Here is an 18,477-nt window from a genome sequence, read left to right as displayed (position 1 = left end):
ACGATCCCCGCGGCGCCCGGAAAAGGTGCCGCGGGGATCGTCGTCCGCGGGGATTAGACCGCGGACCAGCCGCCGTCCGAGGGCAGGACGGCCCCGTTGACGTTGACGCCGTCGTCGCTGGCCAAGAAGCAGATGGAGGACGCCAGGTGGGCCGCGCTGGCCACGCCGGGCATGTTCGCCTGCACGGTGGCCAGGCGGGCGCCGCCGAACTGCGAGGCGTCCTTCGGGATCTGGATGCCCGTGGCCACGCCGCCCGGGGCCACCACGTTGAAGCGCAGCCCGGAGGTGGCGTACATGAACGCGGAGTTGCGGGTCATGCCGATCACCGCGTGCTTGGACGCCGTGTAGGCGATGCCCGCCGCGGAGCCGCGCAGAGCGGCCTCCGAGGCCAGGTTCACCACGCTGCCGCGGCCGGCCTCGAGCATGAGCGGGACCACCGCGCGGGTCAGACGCATCATGGCCTCCACGTTCACCGCGAACACGCGCTGCCACGTGGCGTCTGTGACCTCGTGCACCGGGGCGAAGTTGTCCATGATCCCGGCGTTGTTCACCAGGGCGTCGACGCGGCCGTCACAGGCGGCCACAACCCGCTGGGCGGCGTCCTCCTCCGTGAGGTTCGCGGTCACGGGCATGAGGTTCTCCCCGAGCTCCTCAGCGAGGCTCCTCAGGCCGTCCTCCGCGAGGTCCACGGCGACCACGCGGCCGCCCTCCTGGACCACGCGCATGGCCACGGCACGGCCGATGCCCGACGCCGCTCCGGTCACCACCACGGTCTGGCCGGCGAATCTCTCCGGGGTGGCCTTCTCCACCCACTCGGCGTTGAGCATCTGGGGCATGGCGGGATTCTCGGACATCACGATCTCCTTCGATCAGCACATCGACGAACAGTGGGTGGCGTGGTTCAGACGGTGTCCGCGCGGTGCACGATCCGCCCGTCGCACACGGTCAGATCCGCGGTGACGTCCTTGAGCTCTTGGACGTCCACCTCGAACGGGTGGCGGTCCAGCAGCACCAGGTCTCCCAGGAAACCCTCCGCGATGCGCCCCGTCCGCTCGTCGTCGAAGGATGCCTTCGCGGCCTCCACGGTGTAGGCGTCCAGGGCCTCGGCCACCGTGATGTTCTGGGCGGTGTCCGTGACCTGGCCGGACACGGACGTGCGGGTCACGCACGCGGAGATTCCCAGCCAGGGGTTGGCCGTGGTCACCGGGAAGTCCGAGTTGCTCGGCGCCGTGATTCCCCGATCCAGGAACGTCCGCATGGGGTAGGTCCGCCGCATCCGCTCCGGGCCCAGGTTCGTGAGATAGGAGTCCCCGAGCTCGTGGAGGAACGCCGTGGAGGATGCCGCCACGATCCGGCCCTCCACCAGCCGCTGCAGATCCTCCTCGGTGGGCAGCGCGCAGTGCTCCACCCGGTGACGACGCCGCGTGACCGCCTTCTCGTACGCCGCCTCAGGGTTCTCGGCCTCGGTGGCGACCTCGCGGCCCGCCCCCTCGATGAGATCCAGGGCCTGCTCCACGGCGCGCTCCCCGATCCCGTGGATGGCCAGCCGCAGCCCGTTGCGCAGCGCCTGGGCGGCCATCGGGGCGATGTCCGGGGTGTCGTAGTACAGGATGCCGCGGGAGTCGGTGCCCTCGAAGGGCTCCGCCACCGCCGCGGTCCGGCCACCCACGGAGCCGTCCAGGATGAACTTCATGCCCTGGATCCGCACCATGTCGTCCCCCAGGCCGCTGCGGATCCCGGTGCCGATCACCTCGTCGTAGCTGCCGTGGAAGTCACCGAGCTTCAGCGCGAAGTACCACGGGCGGAACCGCGTGGTGAGCTCCCCCTCGTCCTTCAGACGCAGGTAGGTGCCCATCTCCAGGGGCCCGGTGCTCATGTCGTGCACCGTGGTGAGCCCCCACGCCGCGAAGTCCTGCTGGGCCACGCGCATGCCGTCCAGCAGCTCGTCCGCCCCGCTCACGGGAAGGTCCGCGAGCGACATGGCGGTCTCCTGGAGCAGCCCGGTGGGCTCACCACTTTCATCCCGCACGATGCACCCGCCGGAGGGGTCCGGGGTGTCCCGGGTGATGCCCATGCGCTCCAGCGCAGCGGTGTTCACGAGCGCCATGTGCGCGCACGTGCGTTTGAGGTACACCGGGTGCTCCGGGGCGGCCTTGTCCAGGTCCGCGCGGGTGGGCCCACCGCCGTCCATCCGGTGCTCGTCGTAGCCCCAGCCGATCACCCACTCCCCCGCCTCGGTGCCCTGGGCCGCCTCACGGATCGCCGTGACGACGTCGCCCGCTCGCGGAGTGACGGACGGCCGGCAGTCCGCGTTCAGCGCCAGCCGCGCGTACAGCCCCGGGTGCCCGTGCGTCTCGATGAGCCCCGGCATGAGGTACCGCCCGCCCGCGTCCACCACCGGCGCATCCGGTGCCGTGCGGCGTCGTGCCTCGCCGGTGTCCCCCACGAAGGTGATGACGCCGTCCTGGACCACCACGGCCTGCGGCTCGGGGCGGTACTGCCCGGCGGGTCGGTGCACCACGGCATTGACCACGGTGATGCTGCGGGTGTTCTGCCCTGTCATGTCTGGTTCCTCGTTTCCACCGGGGTCACCGGTTCAGCAGGTCTCCGGAGATCTGGTCCACGTTCTGCTCCTCGTCGCGGCGGATGAGCCGGCGGGCGGCGATCGAGGACACCAGGGAGATGGCCCCCAGCACCATCAGCAGCAGGGCCGGGCCCGTGGAACCACCGCCCGTGACACCGAGGATCCACGCGGCCAGTGCGGGCATGAACCCGGCGATCACGCCCGCGAAGTTGGCGCACATGGCGATCGCGGAGTAGCGGACCTTCACCGGGAACAGCTGGGTGAGCATGGTGCCCACCGGGGCGTACGGGATGGAGGCGAACCCGATGCCCAGGATCATCGCGGCCGTGATCCACGCGACGTCGCGCGTGTCCACGAGCCAGAAGATGGGGAACGCGAGCACGGTGGCCAGCGCGTAGCCCAGAACCACCACGATGGACGGGGAGGTCCGGTCCGCCACCTTGCCCGCCACGGACATGGTGACCAGCTGCGCGACCGCACCCCACGTGATGGCCGTCAGGATCACGGTGGAGGGCAGGCCGAGCTCCCCGGTGACGTAGCTGATCATGAACGTGGTGAGCACGAAGAACCCGGCGTTGCCGAAGAGGTACGTCCCCACGCCCAGGATCAGGCGCCCGGGCACGGTCCGCAGGATCTCGACGGCGGGCAGCCCCTCCTTCTCCTGGGGAGCCGCCGCGCGGGCGGCCTGGGCGTCCTTGTAGTCGTCGGTCTCGTCCACGCGCAGCCGGATCCACACGCCCACGACCACCAGCAGGATGGAGATCAGGTACGGGATGCGCCAGGCACCCTCCAGGAACTTCTCGCCGGACAGCGCCACCACGGCGGCCACGATCATCGAGGACAGGATGGTGCCGGTGGGAGAGCCCAGCTGCACCACCGATCCGTAGAACCCGCGCTTGCCCTCGGGTGCGTTCTCCACGGCCATCAGCGTGGCACCACCCCACTCGCCGCCCGCGGCCATGCCCTGCACGCACCGCAGGACCGCCAGCAGGATCGGCGCTATGATGCCCGCGGTCTCGAACGTGGGCAGCACCCCGATCAGCGTGGAGGACACACCCATGGCCACGATCGTGATCATGAGGATGGTGCGCCGGCCCAGCCGGTCCCCGAAGTGCCCCGCGAGCAGCGCCCCGATGGGGCGTGCGATGAAGCCCACCCCGAACAGCAGGAACGAGCTGATCACCGCGAGGGCAGGATCGTCCCCGCCGAAGAACAGCGGCGCAAAGACGATGGAGGAGGTGGTGCCGAACAGGAAGAAGTCGTACCACTCGAGGGACGTGCCCACGTAGGCGCCGATCAGCGCGCGGCGGGCCTTGCGGGGGTCGTGCTGCCGGACGGTCTGGCCGCCCTGCGCGTGGTCTGCGGGACCACTGACGGTGTGGGACATGGGCACCTCTGGATCAGGAGGGAGGAGAACCGGTCCACGCGGTGGCCGGCGGGACCACCACGCTGTGACCCCTGCCCTGCCACTATGTGACCCAGGTCGCAGAGCGTCAAATACCTCGGGAACCCCGTTCGGCAGAAAAGTGCCGACTGTGTCACTTCATGTGGTGGCCCCGAGACGGTTGTGGTGCCGCGCGCTGAGTGGTCGACTGGCTCCATGAGTGAAAACAGCATCTGGGAAGCCCTGCAGACCGCCCGCGACAAGGCCAAGGAGCGTGAGGACGAGGAGAAGCAGCGCGTCGAGGACGCGGACAACCACGAGCAGCAGCGCGCGGCGAGTTCACGCGTGGCCGCACGTCAGGCCGTCCGCGAGACCCTGGACGACATCCTCGCCGAGCGGGAGGGTTGAGCCGTGGCGGGCAGACACACCGCGGATAACGGCCAGACCGCCAAGGAGCAGACCGTGGGGATGACTCCCGAGCAGGAGCAGGAGTACCTCACGGACGACCGCACCCAGCCGCAGCCCGCAGACGGCGGGATCGGCGCCATGACGGACATGCAGGGCCGGGAGCCGGACACCGGCAACTAGCCCCGCAGCGACCCCACGAACTCCCACAGCGTCTGCGCGGCCGTGGTGAGGTGGTGCGCGAAGCCCTCCAGGTCCTCGCTGGTGTCCCGGCGGTAGTTCACGCAGAACTCGTAGCTGTCCGCGCACGTGGTGTAGGTGACACCGAAGCCCTCGGGTGTGGTGGGGGCAAAGGCGTAGCGCACGATCCGTTCCGGCCCGCCGATCGAGGTGGTCGAGAGGAAGTCGTGACGCACCGCCGCGAGCGCCGGGGACCCGAAGAACGCGGAGGTCTCACCGGTGCGCTCGGCCATCATGGCGAGCCCCAGCAGGTGCCGGTCCACCCCGTGGGCGCTCTTGCACGCCTTGACCCAGCCGCGGTGGGCGTCCAGGGCGGCGCGGAAGAGCTCCTCGGTGGCGTGACCCTCGTGGAGGGCGCGCACGAACGCGACGGCCTCCGGGGTGACGGGCCGCAGGCACTCGGTGCGCCCGGCCTGGTACTCGCGCATATCCACCGCTTCGTAGACCCCGCGCACGCGCCCGTACGTGGCGTGCTGGGCGAGCAGCAGGATGAGCTGCTGGGCGGCGTCGTCGCTGATCCGGAAGGGCAGCTCCGCGCGGTGCGGGCGCGGCACCACCACGCGGTGCACGCCCACCAGCGCGGCCTCGCTGCGGTAGCCGGCGACCGCCGCCACGAGCTCCTCCCGCAGCTGCGGGTCGATGTCCCACGTGAGGGCCTCCGGTGACGGTGCGTCCGACAGGGGCGCCTCGTCCGGGACCGTGACGTCCTGCAGCTCTCTGGCGACCGCCAGGATCGTGGCGCCGTCCACGGTGCTGTGCTCCACGAGCATCGCGAGCCACTCGTCCTCCAGGCACACCTCGTAGGTGATGGGCTTGTACGCCCACGCGTGCCCCACCTCGAACGCCGAGCGCTCCAGGTGCTCCACGACCTCCGCGCGCGCCTCCACCAGGTTGACCACGAACAGCATGCGCGTGATGCGCTCGTAGACCGCCGCGTTGTGCGCGTCCGCGGTCAGTCGCTCCAGCAGCGGCGCCGCCACTTCGCTGCCCAGGTAGGACAGCGCCCCGAACGGCAGCTCGGTCTCGCGCGGCTCGTCCCGTTCGAGCACCTCCCGCAACCCCTGCGCCACGGTCCGCAGCGGCACCGGCCGCAGCTGCCCGGTGGCGATCGGCAGCGCGTACAGCCGCCCGCGGTGGATCACACCGATCTCCGGGACGTCCACCACGCCGCCGGACGACGACGCCGCCGGGCCCGGTCTGCGGATCTCGTCCCGTTCCGAGAGGGGATGGCGGACTCCCCCGGCCAGGCACTCCCACTGCTCCATGCTCAGGGGGTTGCCCCGGGGGTCCACCTGCTGGGGAGTCTCCCCGCGCACCTGCCGCAGGTGCACCGATGCCGCCCGGTGCACGAGCTCCGCGGCCCGGCCCACGCCGGGTGCACCGTAGTCCCCCGCGATCTGGAAGCCCACGCTGGTGGTCAGCGGCAACGGGGTGCGCACCGTGAGGTAGCCGTCCAACCACTCCCGCGAGAGCCAGCTGCGTCCCGCGGCGTCCTCCGCGCTGGCGAACTCCTCCAGGGCGGTCTGCAGCCGCGGGCCCTCCTGGGATGCGAAGCGCTCGACCTCCCGGCGGGTGTCCTCCAGGGTCTCCCGGTCCACCAGCGGCTCCGCGGCCGTGAGGAAACGGGACAGCGTCCCGCCCAGCGGGGGCACGGGCAGGGTCTTCGCGCTCATGGGGTCCTCTCGGTGGTGCGGCAGGAAAGGGTCAGGGGTGTGCTCACCTGCCACGCGCGCAGCAGGGCGTGGATGTGGCGGTCGTAGGCGGCGTCGGCGTCCTCCCCGTCCGTTGCGCCGGGGTGGTGCATCTCGATGGCGATCCAGCCGTGGATCCCCGCCCGCACGGACGCCCCGATGTCCGTGACGGGGACGGGGTGGAGGGCACCCTCGTCGATCCCGGCGCGGATCAGCCGGTACATCAGGCGCGTGGAGGCCTCCGCGAACTCCACGCGCTCCGCGTCCCCGACCATGGGTGTGCCCAGCCATGGCCGGCCGCGCCCCAGGATCACCTTGTACAGCTCGGGGTTCGCGAGCACCCAGCGGCGGCTCTCCCTCGCGAGCGCGCACAGGTCCTCGAGCGGCTGTCCCGTGGTGAGCGCCCCTCTCTGAGCCCGGAGGTAGTCGGCGAGGGCTTCACGGCGCACCTCGGCGATCAGCGCGTCCCGGCTGCCGAACATGGTGTAGATGGCGGTGGTGGAGCAGCCGTGCTTGGCGGCCAGCGGCCGGAGGGACACGGAGTCCACACCACCGGACAGGATCTGTTCGGCGGCGTCCTGGATCAGGGCTCGGCGGGTGGTCTCATCGAATTTGCGGGGGCGCGCCACGATCGCAATGCTACTGGTCAGGCCGGGGTCGGGCGCTCGATGACGGAACGCGGACACCGCCTCCGGCCCACGACGCCGCACGGACGGCTCCCGTGCGGTCCCCACCGCGCCGCTCAGGTGTCGGAGCGCGCCTGCCGGTTGCGGCGGATGCGCTTGAGCACCCACCAGATCACCGCCACGAGGACCACGACCACCACGATGCGCGAGAACACGCTCGCGTACTGCTCCGCGATGTGCCAGTTCTCGCCCAGGTAGAACCCGGCCAGCACGAAGATGGTGTTCCAGATCAGGGACCCCAGGCCGCTGAGCAGCACAAAGAGTCCGAACGGCATGCGCTCGATGCCCGCCGGGATGGAGATCAGGGAGCGGAAGATGGGGACCATCCGCCCGAAGAACACAGCCTTGCGGCCGTGGCGGTCGAACCACGCCTCGGTGCGGTCCAGGTCGTACAGGTCCACCAGGGGCATCTTGTCCACGACGATCCGCAGCCTGCGGCGCCCCAGGGCGATGCCGATCCAGTACAGCGCGATGGCGCCCACGATCGAGCCCAGGGTGGTCCAGAAGATGGCACTCGCCAGGCTGAAGCCCCCCTGGCTCGCGGTGAATCCGGCCAGCGGGAGGATCACCTCGGACGGCAGCGGCGGGAACAGGTTCTCCAGCGCCACCAGGAAACCGGCACCGGGGGCACCGATCGCGTTCATCACGTCCACCACCCACGCCGCGACGCCGGTGAGTGGGGAACCGCTCTCGGCGGTGGCGGCCAGGATGGCAGGCAAGGACATGAAGGTGTTCTCCGCACGTGGTCGTCAGGGGTGAGCCCCATCCTACGGGCGCTGGCTCGGAGCCGGCTTGGAGGTTCCGGGGCGTTGCACGGTTGAATGGGCGCATGCGCCTGTGGTCACTTCACCCGTCCCTGCTGGATCGACGCGCCCTCGTGGCGGACTGGCGGGAGGGCCTGCTGGCCCAGAAGGTGCTCCTGGGCCAGACCACGGGCTACACCCGCCACCCGCAGCTGCAGCGCTTCCGCGCCACGAGCGATCCGGTGGGCTTCGTGACGGCCTACCTGCACGGCGTCGCGGACGAGGCGGACCGGCGCGGCTACAGCTTCGACCGCTCCCGCCTGGCGCGCCCCCGGGACACCGAGTCCCGCTCCATCACGGTCACCACGGGCCAGCTGCGCTACGAGTTCGAGTTCCTGCTGCAGAAGGTCCTCGCCCGGGACCCGGAGTGGGCCCGCACCGCCCTGGACGGCACGGATCCCGACGCCGCCCCCGCCCACCCGCTGTTCGCGGTGGTTCCCGGGGACGTGGCCGAGTGGGAGCGGATCAAGCCGTGAGCGGAGCGTCGGGGCAGGGAGCCGCACGGCGGCGGTGTCGGATCTCGCGGTGGCTCGCGATCACGGCGAGCGCCCTGGCCGGGCTGCTCGCGCTGGCCGTGGTGGGCCTGCTGATCTGGAGCGGAACGGGTGTGATGGCGGCCGAGCCCGAACCGTGGCAGGGCGTGCTGGACGATCCCGCGGTCAGCGTGGCGCAGGAGCGCGACGCCGTGGTGCTGCGCCCCGCCCACCACACCGGCCCGGAGCGCGGGATGGTGTTCTACCCCGGGGCCAAGGTGGAGCCGGAGGCCTACGCGGCGCGGCTGTCCGGGCTGGTGGTCGAGGACGGGATGACCGTGGTGATCGCGGACCCGTGGCTGCACCTGGCCCTGTTCGACCGCCGTGACCCCAGCACGTTCACCACCCACGCGCCGGAGGTGGAGGAGTGGTTCGTGAGCGGTCACTCGATGGGCGGGGTGCGGGCGTGCCAGGTGGCCCCGGAGTCCGCGGGACTGCTGCTGCTCGGCTCCTACTGCGCCACGGACCTCTCGGGGACCCAGCTGCCGGTGCTGAGCATCGGCGGCGAACGGGACGGGCTGTCCACGCCGGAGAAGATCTCTGGAGCACGGGACCTGCTGCCGGGGAGCGCCTCCATGGTGCAGGTGCCGGGTGCCAACCACGCGAGCTTCGGGGACTACGGCCCGCAGGCCGGGGACGGTACGGCGAGCATCTCCGACGAGGAGATGACCGCACGGGTGACCGGTCTGGTGCACGAGGAGCTGCTGAGCGCCGGGGCCTGAGGCACCGCGCACCCGCCGTGCGGCCGCGCGATTTTTTGCTCGCCTATCTAGTTGTTGATGCGTCATTACCGGTTGTGGGATACTGGACGTGCCCATCGCCGCACGACCGACATGGACAAGGACACTCGCATGAGCACGCCCGCCGCCGCCCGAACCGTCAGCACCCCGACCCGCGGAGGCCGCTCGTGGCTCTGTCTGATCCCGTTCGTCCTGCTCGTCGCGGCGGTCGCCGCGCTCGGCGGACTGGCGTCCTCCAACGCGCAGGAGGTCTACGGGAGCCTGGAACTGCCGTTCTTCGCCCCGCCCGCGTGGCTGTTCGGACCCGCCTGGGCCGTGTTCTACACGCTGATCGCAGTCGCCGGCTGGCTCGTGTTCCGCGCCCGCGGCTTCTCCTTCCCCCTGTACCTGTGGGCCGCCCAGCTGGTGCTCAACGCCCTGTGGACCCCGCTGTTCTTCGGCGCCGAGCTGTACTGGCTCGCGTTCGTGGACATCGCCGCCCTGTGGGTGGCCGTGGTGTGGTGCGTGGCCGTGTTTTGGAAGGTCAGCCGCCTGGCCGCGGGGCTCATGGTCCCGTACCTCGGGTGGGTCACGTTCGCCGCGGCCCTGAACCTGGGGATCGCACTGCTGAACTGACGCCCCGGGCAACGCCTCCGCGATCCACTGGCGCCCGGCTCCGCACAGTGCGAGTCTGGTGCCCGTGCCCACCGAGAACCCCGCCTCTGACGAGCAGCACCGTGCCGCGCCTTCTCGGGACGCGTACCCCGACGCCGCGGCCGGCTTTGGCGAGGTGGACCTCGCCCTGCACTACCGTGCGCCCCTGGACCTGCACGGGCTGTTCGTCTGGTTCGCGGTACATGCCGTCGAGGGCATGGAGGTCGGCACGGCCACCTCGTACTCCCGGACCCTGCGCCTGCCCGGCGGACCCGCCTGGCTGCAGGTGTACCAGCAGGGCGAGGACGAGCTGCGGCTTCGGGCGCGGCTCACGGACCTCGCGGACCTGCCCGACCTGATCGCCCGGGTCCGGAGACTCCTGGACCTGGATGCCGACCCCCTGGCCGTGGACGAGGCGCTCTCCCGCGTGCCCGCCCTGCACCCACTCGTCGAGGCCCGGCCGGGTGTGCGCGTCGTCGGCTCCGTGGACCCGGAGGAGACACTGTTCCGCACCCTGATCGGTCAGCAGATCTCCCTGGCCGCCGCGCGCACGATGCTCGGCGCCCGCACGCGGGAGATGGGTGAGCCCGCCCCGGACTTCGCCCCGGGGCTGAGCCGCATGTTCCCCACGGCGGCGGCAATCGCGGAGCACGGCGAGCGCTTCCTGCGCGGTCCCGCGGCCAGGGTGCGCGCGGTGCTCGGGGCCGCACGCGCCGTCGCCTCCGGGGAGCTCAGTCTGTCCTTCAGTGACGACGCCGCCCAGCAGCGTGCCGCCCTGCTCGCGCTTCCCGGGGTGGGGCCGTGGACCGCGGACCACGTGCGCATGCGGGTCACCGGGGACCCGGACGTGTTCCTGGTGGACGACGGCGCCATGCGGGCCGGTGCCCAGCGGATCGGCCTGCCCGGGGACAAGAAGGCGCTGACCGCGTGGGCGCAGGACGCCGCCCCGTGGCGCAGCTACGCCACCACCCACCTGTGGGGTCCGCTGACCCCACCCGCCACCTTCGACGAGAGCGAGCAGCCATGACCCACACCGTGGAGACCGTCGACACCCCGGACGGCCCCTTCACGGCCGTGACCAGGCAGGACGGAGCGGTGATCGCCTCGGGCTGGACGGCGTCCCCCGAGGAGGCGCTGGCCCGGGTGCGGGAGCAGTGGCGTCCGCAGGACGTGCACGCCGGGACTGTGGCCGCGATGGACGCGGTGCGGTCGTACTACGCGGGAGAGCTCGGCCTGGTCATGGCCGTGCCCGTGGAGCTGCACGGCACGGACGGGCAGCTCGCCGGGTGGGAGCAGCTGCGGCGCATCCGGCCCGGTGACCCGCTGACGTACTCTGAGTTCGCGGATGCCCTGGGCACCCCGCGGGCGGTGCGGGCGGCGGCCTCGGTGTGTGCGCGCAATCCCGTGGCGCTGTTCGTGCCGTGCCACCGGGTGCTGCGCGCGGACGGCTCGCTGGGTGGCTTCGCGTGGGGTGAGGACGTGAAGCGGAGCCTGCTGGAACGGGAGGCGGCGGGGCGGGCGCGCTGATCGTCGCGATCCCAGCGCGGGCAGGTGTACCGAGATGTGCGGGACCACCGTAAGGGCGCGATCACGCGAGCAGCCGTGCTGGATCCGCTCGGGAGTGGGGGACCTCGTTGCACCGCTCGCACCCACTGCGGCACCCAGGTGACCTCACGGACGGCGTGACAGACTGGCCCCGTGGAACGGGTGAGTGCGGCGCAGAGCATGACGTGCAGCGTCGTCATCCCCGTGCGCAACGACGCCGCGTACCTCGAACGCTGTCTGCGGGCCCTGCGGGAGCAGACCCGCGTGCCGGACGAGATCGTGGTGGTGGACAACGCGTCCTCCGACCACCTGGCGGACGTTCTCGCACGGCACCCCGAGGTGCGGTGCGTGCGTGAGCCGGAGCCCGGCGTCGCCCATGCGGCCGCGGCGGGATACGACGCCGCGCGCGGCGACCTGATCCTGCGCTGCGACGCGGACAGCCTGCCCGCCCCGGGGTGGGTCGAGCGGCACGCGAACACCCTCACGCGGGCACTGGGCCGACCGCAGGGCAAAGACGTCGTGGCGGTCTCCGGGATCGCGCGCTTCGGCCCGCGGTGCCCGGGCCTCGGGCGTCTCGCGGGCGCCGCCTACATCACGGCCTACCGGCTGGTGGCCGGGACCGCCCTGGGGCACTGGGCGCTGTGGGGTTCCAACATGGCGTTCACGCGGTCCTGGTGGCGGCGGGTGTCCCCCGCGGTGCACCGCGACGCGCATGTGCACGACGACTTCGACCTCAGCTTCCGCGTGCGGCCCCGCGAGCGGGTGGTCATGGACCCGGGCAGTGCCGCCGTGGTCTCGTGGCGGGCGGTGGTCTCACCGCCGCGGATCCGCCGGCAGCTGCGCATGGCCGCCGCCACGCTGCGCGCCAACTGGCGCACCGAGCGACCATGGGTGCGGATCCGCACTCGCCTGACCCGCCGGGGTGCCCGCCCGTGACGCACCGTTCCGCAGCACGGACCACCTCCCCGGAGGGCCCCCGGGACGACGACGCCGCACGGTCGCCCGGGTGCGCCCGTCCCTCGGAGGTGTCGGCCCACCGGGGCTCGAACTCGGGCTGCGAGCAGGACGGGGCGACAGCGGCGTCGTCGTCCTCGGCGCGAGGGGACGCAGTCGTGTCGGCCGAGACCGGGGGCTCCCTCGTCTGGCACACGGGGTGGCTGCGCCGAGCGGGTGCGGTGGCGGCGTCGGCCACGTGCTTCACGGCGATCGTGGTGGCCCTGGTCTACGCCCTGGACGCCCGCTGGGTGGACACCGCCGTGCTCATGCTGGCCGGGCTGGGGCAGGTGATCGCGTTCCTGTGGTTCCGCGCGCCGTGGCCGCGGGCGGTGTGCTCCCTGATCCTGCTCACGGCGGCGGTGAGCGCGGCGCAGCAGCTCTACAACCGGATCTGGTGGTGGGACATCCTGATCCACTTCCTCGCGGTCTATGCACTGGTGTGGATGCTCTGGAACCGAGTGCTTCGGGGCAGCGTGCAGCTGCGGGACCGGATGCGGGACGCGCGCCGGGAACCGTACCTGCTGTGCGCGCTGGCAGGGCTGTCGCTCGCCACGGTGTGGGAGATCATGGAGCTGCTGGGGTTCCTGTTCGTGACCCCGGAGATCCACATCCCGCCGCTGGACACCCTCCTCGACGTGACCGTGGGGGTGCTGGGCGCCGCCATGGTGGGGCGGCACCGGGAGCCTCGGTGAACGCGGGTGGGGCAGGGCAGCGTGAAGGAACCCTCAGGGGAGCCTGTCAGCTGCCCGGCCCGCCGGTCGTGGCGCGCCACGGCCGGTGACCCGTGCGGTTACTTGCGAAGGCCTCGCAGAGCGCCGGTGGACCACAGCGCCGCGGCGATGAGGACGGGCTGGAAGAACAGGCGTACGAAGCGCTTGGTGTCCGTGTCCAGCCCGAAGCCGTCCCGGTGGTGGATCCACTGGGCCAGGTTGCCGGGGAACACCGCGGCGAAGAAGCCGGCGGCGACCAGCCCGACCGTGCGGCGTCGTGAACGGGCGGCGATCAGCGAGGCACCCAGCGCAATCTCCACCACACCGGACGCGAGGACGGTGACGTCCGTGTCCAGGGGCACGAAGTTCGGAACCTGGGCCTGGAACTCGTCACGGGCGAATGTCAGGTGGCTGACGCCGGCGAAGGCCAGGAAACCGCCGAGGGCCGTGCGGACGATGTGGCGGGCGGGGGAGGGCTTGGAGGCCTTGCGGCGAGAAGGGGTGGGGAGGTTCATCACTCGTCCACCACCGTGACGGAGACGGGAATGTTCCCGCGCGTGGCGTTGGAGTAGGGGCACACCTGGTGCGCCGCATCCGCGAGCTCCTGGGCCTGGTCGTGCTCCAGCTCGGGGATGACCACCTCCAGCTCCACGGCCAGGCCGAAGCCTCCCTCGCTGTTGTCCCCGATCTGGACCCGTGCGCCGACGGCAGACTCACCCAGGGCAACCTTCTGCTGGCGGGCGACCATCTGCAGGGCCGAGTGGAAGCACGCCGCGTATCCGGCGGCGAAGAGCTGCTCAGGGTTGGCGCCGTTGCCGGAACCGCCCATCTCCTTAGGGATGGCCAGGTCGAACTGCAGCGTGCCGTCCTTGAGGGCCACGCTGCCGTCGCGACCCGCGCCCTGCGCGAGTGCCTCTGCGGTGTAGAGAGCGTTCATGATCTTGTACTCCTTCGCTGGCGGGGCTGGCAGGTCTCGACCCCCCAAGTGTCGAGACCCGCCGTTCAGATGCCGCGTGTGGGTGGGCACCGCAGGGACCTAACGGCTCCTGCGTGCCCGCTCATGACACGTGGCCGCTGTTCGCGCACGCCCCCGTGTTTGGGGGAGGTCCGGGACCGTGCCGAGCGGCCAGACCCGAGCATAGTTGCGCGCGTTTTAGTTGTCCACAACCGATGTGCTGGCCTGGCTCTTATGGTCCCGGCGGGCCAGTGTGGTGATCCTGGTCCACGGCAGGGGGAGCGCTCACTCCTAGACGTCATTCCTACGTTTGGTGCTGCCTGCGAACAGAGTTCCCCCGTCCAGGAAGTAGGAGCATCCAACAACCAGTGAAATCAAGAAAAACGCGTCTCTGGTGATCGCGAACATGACTGTCATGAGGGCGGCGATGAAAATCATGCAGAGCATGGAGGCAGTCTTGTGCTTTTCGTTGTATTGCTTGACGTCTTGGCCCCGTGTTTCCACTAGGGAGGGAATGAGAGAGACCAGCACACCACCGGCAATGAGGATGAACCCGGGGACAGCCGCTCCCGTGAGGTAGACGACCGCTCCCCCGAGTGCGGCCGCTGCACCAAGAACTCCACAAATGATTTTTGCGCTCATCGGCCGGTAGCCACCTTCCCGTACGCGGAGGTCACAGAATCTGGACAATGGACTATACCGTGTTCCGAAAATCGGCTCCGAAGCCTTGGGATTCCGCACATGACCGCCCACATCCGAATTGTGGTCCTGTCAGACGAAGAGGCATGTCCACCGCGGGAACACTCGCTCGCGTACAGCCTCGCCCCATACCCTTGACCCCATGACCACCACCCACCGCTTCACCGGCCACATCGCCGGCGTCGGCACCTCGGGCGGCACGCGCCTGGTGCTCGGCTGCTGGGACCGCACCCCGCAGGGTCCGTTCGCGGACGTCATGGTCGCCCACCCGGACGGCCGTCGTGAGCTGCTCGCGCCCACCGAATGGGTGGCCGACTTCGTCTCCGCCACCTACTCTTTCGACACCGTCACCCGCGTTCCCGTGAGCGTGCAGCGCACCGGGTTCTCCCGCGCCTCCCGCTGGACGGTCACCGCCGGGCCGCTCACGTGGCAGTTCAGTGTGGGCCCGCGAGCGCCGCTCGGTCTGCTGCTGCAATCGGTCCCGCGGCCGCTGGGCACCTCGCTGCCCTTCGCGCGGGTCACCAACCTGGTGGCGCCGCACGTGATGCCCGGTGTGCAGACCCTGGGCACCGCGGGCAACGGCCGCACCGAGTGGTACTCCGCCTACGACCTGCACACCATCACGTTCTCCCGCGCCACGTGGGGCGGCCACGACCTGGGCACGCTCACGGACATGACCCCTCCCCCGGACTTCGGGTTCAGCTCCACGCCCCGCCGCCCGAGCCTCACCGCGCTGACCAGCACGGTACGGGTTCCCAGCTCCGGGCGCTGACGACGCCGCACGGTCGGCACCTGCCGCCCGCTCACCTCAGCGCCGCGCCACCCGCGCTTCCAGACCGGTCCGCACGGACGGCCACTCGTGCTCGAGCACCGAGTAGACCACGGTGTCCCGCAGCACCCCGTTGCGCTCCAGCCGGTCCCCGCGCAGCACGCCGTCCAGGCGGGCGCCGAGGCGTTCGATGGCGGCGCGGGACTGCTGGTTGGCCCAGCTGGTCTCGTAGCGCACGCACCGGCAGCCGAGCTCCTCGAACGCGTGGGTCATGAGCAGCAGCTTGGACTCCGCGTTGGTGCCCGTGCCGTGGGCGGAGGCCCGGTTCCAGGTGTGCCCGATGCTCACGCGCGGCACCGCCCACTGGGGGTCGTAGAAGGTGGTCATGCCCAGGACGGCGTCGTCCGACTGGCGCACCGTGGTGAACGGGAGCATGAAGCCTTCCTCCTGCCACGCGAGCCGCTGCTCGACCGCCTCTGCCATTCCGTCCGGGGACGGCACGGAGGTGTACCAGCGGTCCCACATGCTCCCGTCCTCGGTGGCCTCGACCAGGCCGTCCAGGTGCTCGCGGGTCAGGGGCTCCAGTCGCACGAGCCGGCCGTGCAGGGTCACGGGTGTCCACGTCATGGGGCCACTGTCTCACGACGCCGCTGCCCGGCTGGCTCTCGCACGGCCGCCAGGGCGGGGCACACCTAGAGGTGTAGCCAATCCATCAGGGTGCTGACATTGTGGAGGTACACACCCGGTGCTCCATCCGCGGGTGTGTGCCGTCTCTTCGCAGGAGGATCATCATGTCCGCACACGAGAACCAGACACCCCAGGTCCCGGGAGTTCCCGGCACCGGGGACACGCCCCTCGAGGAACCCACCACACCGCGTGAGCCCCTGCCTCCCAAGCCGGACCAGGGCGCACCCGAGCGGGTGTCCCCCACCGGTGCGCCGACCGATGCGCCCATGTCCAGCATGGCGCAGCAGGGCGAGTACCTGACCACGGCGCACGGTACCCGGCTGACCAACTCGGACCAGTCCCTCAAGGCCGGTCCGCGCGGTCCCGTGCTGCTGCAGGACCACCACTTCCGCGAGAAGATCTCGCACTTCGACCACGAGCGCATCCCCGAGCGCGTGGTCCACGCCCGCGGCACCGGCGCCCACGGCACGTTCCGCTCCTACGGCACCGCGTCCCGCATCAGCCGGGCGGGCGTCTTCGCGGAGGGCAAGGAGACGCCGGTGTTCGTGCGCTTCTCCACCGTCCTGGGCTCCCGTGGCTCCGGGGACCTGGCCCGTGACACCCGCGGCTTCGCCGTGAAGTTCTACACGGACGAGGGCACGTGGGACCTGGTGGGCAACAACATCCCCGTGTTCTTCATCCAGGACGCCATCAAGTTCCCGGACGTCATCCACGCCGGCAAGCCGCACCCGGACCGTGAGATCCCCCAGGCGCAGTCCGCGCACGACACGTTCTGGGACTTCGTGTCCCTGCACACCGAGGCGCAGCACCACACCATCTGGAACATGTCCGACCGCGGGATCCCGCGTTCACTGCGCACCATGGAGGGCTTCGGCATCCACACCTTCCGCCTGGTGGCCCAGGACGGCTCCACCGTGCTGGTGAAGTTCCACTGGAAGCCGCGCCTGGGCGTGCACTCCGTGGCGTGGGAGGAGGCCCAGCTGATCAACGGCGCGGATCCGGACTTCCACCGCCGGGACCTCGCGGACGCCATCGAGGCCGGTGCGCATCCGCAGTGGGAGCTGGGCGTCCAGGTCTTCGAGGACAACGAGGAGCAGAGCTTCCAGGGCATCGACCTGCTCGATCCCACGAAGATCGTGCCGGAGGAGCTCGTGCCCGTGGAGCCCGTGGGCCTCATGACCCTGGACAGGAACCCCTCCAACTACTTCGCGGAGACGGAGCAGGTGGCGTTCAACCCGAACAACCTGGTCCCGGGCATCGACGTGACCAACGACCCCCTGCTGCAGGGTCGGCTCTTCTCCTACCTGGACACCCAGATCACCCGCCTGGGCGGTCCGAACTGGAACCAGCTGCCCATCAACCGCCCGCACGCCGCGGTCAACGACATGCTGCGGGACGGCTTCCACCAGGGCGCCGTGCACTCGGGGGTGGCGCCGTACCGGCCCAACTCGCTGGACGGCGGCAACCCGTTCGAGACGCCCGAGAACGAGCACGCCTTCATCGACTACCCGGCACCCGTGCCGGCGTCCGTGAAGGAGCGTGCGCGGCCGCAGTCGTTCGAGGATCACTTCTCCCAGGCGCGGATGTTCTGGCTCAGCCTGAGCGAGGTGGAGCGGGAGCACACCGCGCAGGCCTACGCGTTCGAGCTCGGCAAGTGCTGGGACGAGACCATCCGCGTGCGCCAGCTGCGGCACCTCTTCGCCATCGACCCCTCCCTGGGGCACACCGTGGCGCAGGGGCTGGGCCTGCCGGACCAGGAGCCCACGGTGGCTCCGGCCCAGGACGTCCAGCCCTCGCCGGCGCTGTCCCAGGTGGGCGGCACGTGGCCCGTGGAGGGACGCCAGGTGGGCATCCTGGTGGGCCCGGACACGGACGCGGATCAGCTGACCACGCTGATCTCCCGGATCGACGCCGAGGACATGGTCCCGCTCGTGATCGCACCGCAGGGTGGCGAGGTGGCCCCGGGCGTCGTCGCCCACCGCACCCTGCTCACGGCGCGCTCCATCGAGTTCGACGCCGTGGTGGTCACCACCGCGGGGGCACCCGCCCACCAGGTGGCCGCGGGAATGGACGCGAAGGCCGGTGCACCCAGCCCGGGCGACGTGGACCCCCGCGTGAGCCTGCTGCTCAACGAGATGTGGCGCCACGCCAAGGCGATCGCGGCCTTCGGGCCCGGCGTCACGGCCCTGGAGACGCTGCAGATCGAGCAGACGCCCGGGGTGGTCGCGGCGGACTCCGCCGAGGACGCCCTGAGCACCGTGACCGAGCTGCTCGGCAGCCACCGGGTCTGGGAACGCTTCCCGACCACCGGTATGTTGGCATAGGGAACAACCACAGCAGTTCACGGGGTTGCCCGCGGATCGTGACCCGGTCACGGTCCGCGGGTCACCGCCTGCTCCCCCACCCATCGCGTGCGC

General features: G+C 71.0%; 21 protein-coding genes. 11 read left to right on the top strand and 10 right to left on the bottom strand.

Annotated elements, in window-relative coordinates; all coding sequences use genetic code 11:
• Positions 1-53 precede the first annotated feature (53 nt).
• The 3 genes from HMPREF2833_RS08205 to HMPREF2833_RS08195 are packed head-to-tail and all read right to left on the bottom strand — an operon-like array spanning position 54 to position 3,971.
• Entirely contained in the window at positions 54-854 is an 801-nt protein-coding gene (locus HMPREF2833_RS08205) for an SDR family NAD(P)-dependent oxidoreductase (protein ID WP_082142042.1), read from the bottom strand.
• Positions 855-901: 47 nt separating this feature from the next.
• Positions 902-2,563: an amidohydrolase gene (locus tag HMPREF2833_RS08200; protein WP_070637362.1), complete on the bottom strand. Its 1,662-nt coding sequence runs from the start codon at positions 2,561-2,563 to the stop codon at positions 902-904.
• Positions 2,564-2,588: 25 nt separating this feature from the next.
• A complete protein-coding gene (locus HMPREF2833_RS08195) occupies positions 2,589-3,971 on the bottom strand; it encodes an MFS transporter (RefSeq protein WP_083310968.1) in 1,383 nt (460 codons plus the stop codon).
• A 213-nt stretch (positions 3,972-4,184) separates the two neighbouring features.
• Here HMPREF2833_RS08195 and HMPREF2833_RS08190 point away from each other — a divergent pair, with 213 nt between their 5' ends.
• Positions 4,185-4,376: a hypothetical protein gene (locus tag HMPREF2833_RS08190; RefSeq protein ID WP_019310283.1), complete on the top strand. Its 192-nt coding sequence runs from the start codon at positions 4,185-4,187 to the stop codon at positions 4,374-4,376.
• A gap of 3 nt (positions 4,377-4,379) precedes the next feature.
• Positions 4,380-4,556, top strand: coding sequence for a hypothetical protein (locus tag HMPREF2833_RS12525; RefSeq protein ID WP_168165719.1), 177 nt, complete (start codon positions 4,380-4,382; stop codon positions 4,554-4,556).
• On the opposite strand, the gene HMPREF2833_RS08185 is transcribed toward HMPREF2833_RS12525, so the two are convergent.
• The 3 genes from HMPREF2833_RS08185 to HMPREF2833_RS08175 all read right to left on the bottom strand — a co-directional run bounded on the left by HMPREF2833_RS08185 (position 4,553) and on the right by HMPREF2833_RS08175 (position 7,715).
• Positions 4,553-6,286: a choline/carnitine O-acyltransferase gene (locus HMPREF2833_RS08185; RefSeq protein ID WP_070637361.1), complete on the bottom strand. Its 1,734-nt coding sequence runs from the start codon at positions 6,284-6,286 to the stop codon at positions 4,553-4,555. The two genes, HMPREF2833_RS12525 and HMPREF2833_RS08185, sit on opposite strands and share 4 nt — an antisense overlap.
• Positions 6,283-6,933, bottom strand: coding sequence for a TetR/AcrR family transcriptional regulator (locus tag HMPREF2833_RS12520; RefSeq protein WP_070637359.1), 651 nt, complete (start codon positions 6,931-6,933; stop codon positions 6,283-6,285). Before HMPREF2833_RS12520 ends, HMPREF2833_RS08185 begins: the two co-directional genes overlap by 4 nt.
• A gap of 113 nt (positions 6,934-7,046) precedes the next feature.
• Positions 7,047-7,715 carry a DedA family protein gene (locus tag HMPREF2833_RS08175; RefSeq protein WP_070637357.1) on the bottom strand — a complete coding sequence of 223 codons (669 nt, stop codon included), beginning with the start codon at positions 7,713-7,715 and terminating at the stop codon, positions 7,047-7,049.
• 104 nt (positions 7,716-7,819) lie between these two features.
• On the opposite strand from HMPREF2833_RS08175, the gene HMPREF2833_RS08170 reads away from it, so the two are divergent.
• From HMPREF2833_RS08170 to HMPREF2833_RS12725, 7 genes are all read left to right on the top strand, one after another.
• Positions 7,820-8,269 (top strand): pyrimidine dimer DNA glycosylase/endonuclease V, encoded by a 450-nt coding sequence (locus tag HMPREF2833_RS08170; RefSeq protein ID WP_070637355.1) that lies wholly within the window; start codon positions 7,820-7,822, stop codon positions 8,267-8,269.
• On the top strand, positions 8,266-9,048 hold the full coding sequence (locus tag HMPREF2833_RS08165) for an alpha/beta hydrolase (RefSeq protein WP_246829101.1): 783 nt from the start codon (positions 8,266-8,268) through the stop codon (positions 9,046-9,048). The genes HMPREF2833_RS08170 and HMPREF2833_RS08165 overlap by 4 nt, the downstream gene beginning before the upstream one ends.
• A gap of 129 nt (positions 9,049-9,177) precedes the next feature.
• The gene (locus tag HMPREF2833_RS08160; RefSeq protein WP_083310967.1) at positions 9,178-9,681 is read left to right on the top strand and encodes a TspO/MBR family protein; all 504 of its coding nucleotides are present in this window, start codon (positions 9,178-9,180) and stop codon (positions 9,679-9,681) included.
• A 64-nt stretch (positions 9,682-9,745) separates the two neighbouring features.
• Positions 9,746-10,726 carry a DNA-3-methyladenine glycosylase family protein gene (locus tag HMPREF2833_RS08155; protein WP_223246136.1) on the top strand — a complete coding sequence of 327 codons (981 nt, stop codon included), beginning with the start codon at positions 9,746-9,748 and terminating at the stop codon, positions 10,724-10,726.
• Positions 10,723-11,226, top strand: coding sequence for a methylated-DNA--[protein]-cysteine S-methyltransferase (locus tag HMPREF2833_RS08150; protein WP_070637352.1), 504 nt, complete (start codon positions 10,723-10,725; stop codon positions 11,224-11,226). Before HMPREF2833_RS08155 ends, HMPREF2833_RS08150 begins: the two co-directional genes overlap by 4 nt.
• Positions 11,227-11,397: 171 nt before the next feature.
• Positions 11,398-12,180 (top strand): glycosyltransferase family 2 protein, encoded by a 783-nt coding sequence (locus HMPREF2833_RS08145; protein ID WP_223246137.1) that lies wholly within the window; start codon positions 11,398-11,400, stop codon positions 12,178-12,180.
• A complete protein-coding gene (locus tag HMPREF2833_RS12725; protein ID WP_246829100.1) occupies positions 12,177-12,932 on the top strand; it encodes a hypothetical protein in 756 nt (251 codons plus the stop codon). Before HMPREF2833_RS08145 ends, HMPREF2833_RS12725 begins: the two co-directional genes overlap by 4 nt.
• Positions 12,933-13,030: 98 nt before the next feature.
• Here the strand turns inward: HMPREF2833_RS12725 and HMPREF2833_RS08135 are convergent, their stop codons facing one another.
• From HMPREF2833_RS08135 to HMPREF2833_RS08125, 3 genes are all read right to left on the bottom strand, one after another.
• The gene (locus HMPREF2833_RS08135) at positions 13,031-13,465 is read right to left on the bottom strand and encodes a DoxX family protein (protein WP_371441074.1); all 435 of its coding nucleotides are present in this window, start codon (positions 13,463-13,465) and stop codon (positions 13,031-13,033) included.
• Complete coding sequence (locus tag HMPREF2833_RS08130) at positions 13,465-13,887, bottom strand: organic hydroperoxide resistance protein (RefSeq protein WP_070637348.1); 423 nt, start codon at positions 13,885-13,887, stop codon at positions 13,465-13,467. The genes HMPREF2833_RS08135 and HMPREF2833_RS08130 overlap by 1 nt, the downstream gene beginning before the upstream one ends.
• Positions 13,888-14,196: 309 nt before the next feature.
• Entirely contained in the window at positions 14,197-14,547 is a 351-nt protein-coding gene (locus HMPREF2833_RS08125; RefSeq protein ID WP_070637346.1) for a hypothetical protein, read from the bottom strand.
• A 199-nt stretch (positions 14,548-14,746) separates the two neighbouring features.
• Between HMPREF2833_RS08125 and HMPREF2833_RS08120 the strand changes: the two genes are divergently transcribed.
• Positions 14,747-15,376 (top strand): hypothetical protein, encoded by a 630-nt coding sequence (locus HMPREF2833_RS08120; protein WP_070637344.1) that lies wholly within the window; start codon positions 14,747-14,749, stop codon positions 15,374-15,376.
• A 36-nt stretch (positions 15,377-15,412) separates the two neighbouring features.
• Here HMPREF2833_RS08120 and HMPREF2833_RS08115 read toward each other — a convergent pair whose 3' ends face one another.
• Positions 15,413-16,000: a GNAT family N-acetyltransferase gene (locus HMPREF2833_RS08115; protein WP_070637342.1), complete on the bottom strand. Its 588-nt coding sequence runs from the start codon at positions 15,998-16,000 to the stop codon at positions 15,413-15,415.
• 164 nt (positions 16,001-16,164) lie between these two features.
• Between HMPREF2833_RS08115 and HMPREF2833_RS08110 the strand changes: the two genes are divergently transcribed.
• Positions 16,165-18,384, top strand: a complete 2,220-nt coding sequence (locus tag HMPREF2833_RS08110) for a catalase (protein WP_070637340.1) — start codon at positions 16,165-16,167, stop codon at positions 18,382-18,384.
• The last annotated feature ends 93 nt before the right edge of the window (positions 18,385-18,477 follow it).

It is taken from the genome of Kocuria sp. HMSC066H03 (assembly GCF_001812045.1).
Classification (GTDB): Bacteria; Actinomycetota; Actinomycetes; order Actinomycetales; family Micrococcaceae; genus Kocuria; species Kocuria rhizophila.
The sequence above is the reverse complement of the archived record's forward strand: the minus strand, read 5'-3'. Positions and strand labels throughout refer to the sequence as shown.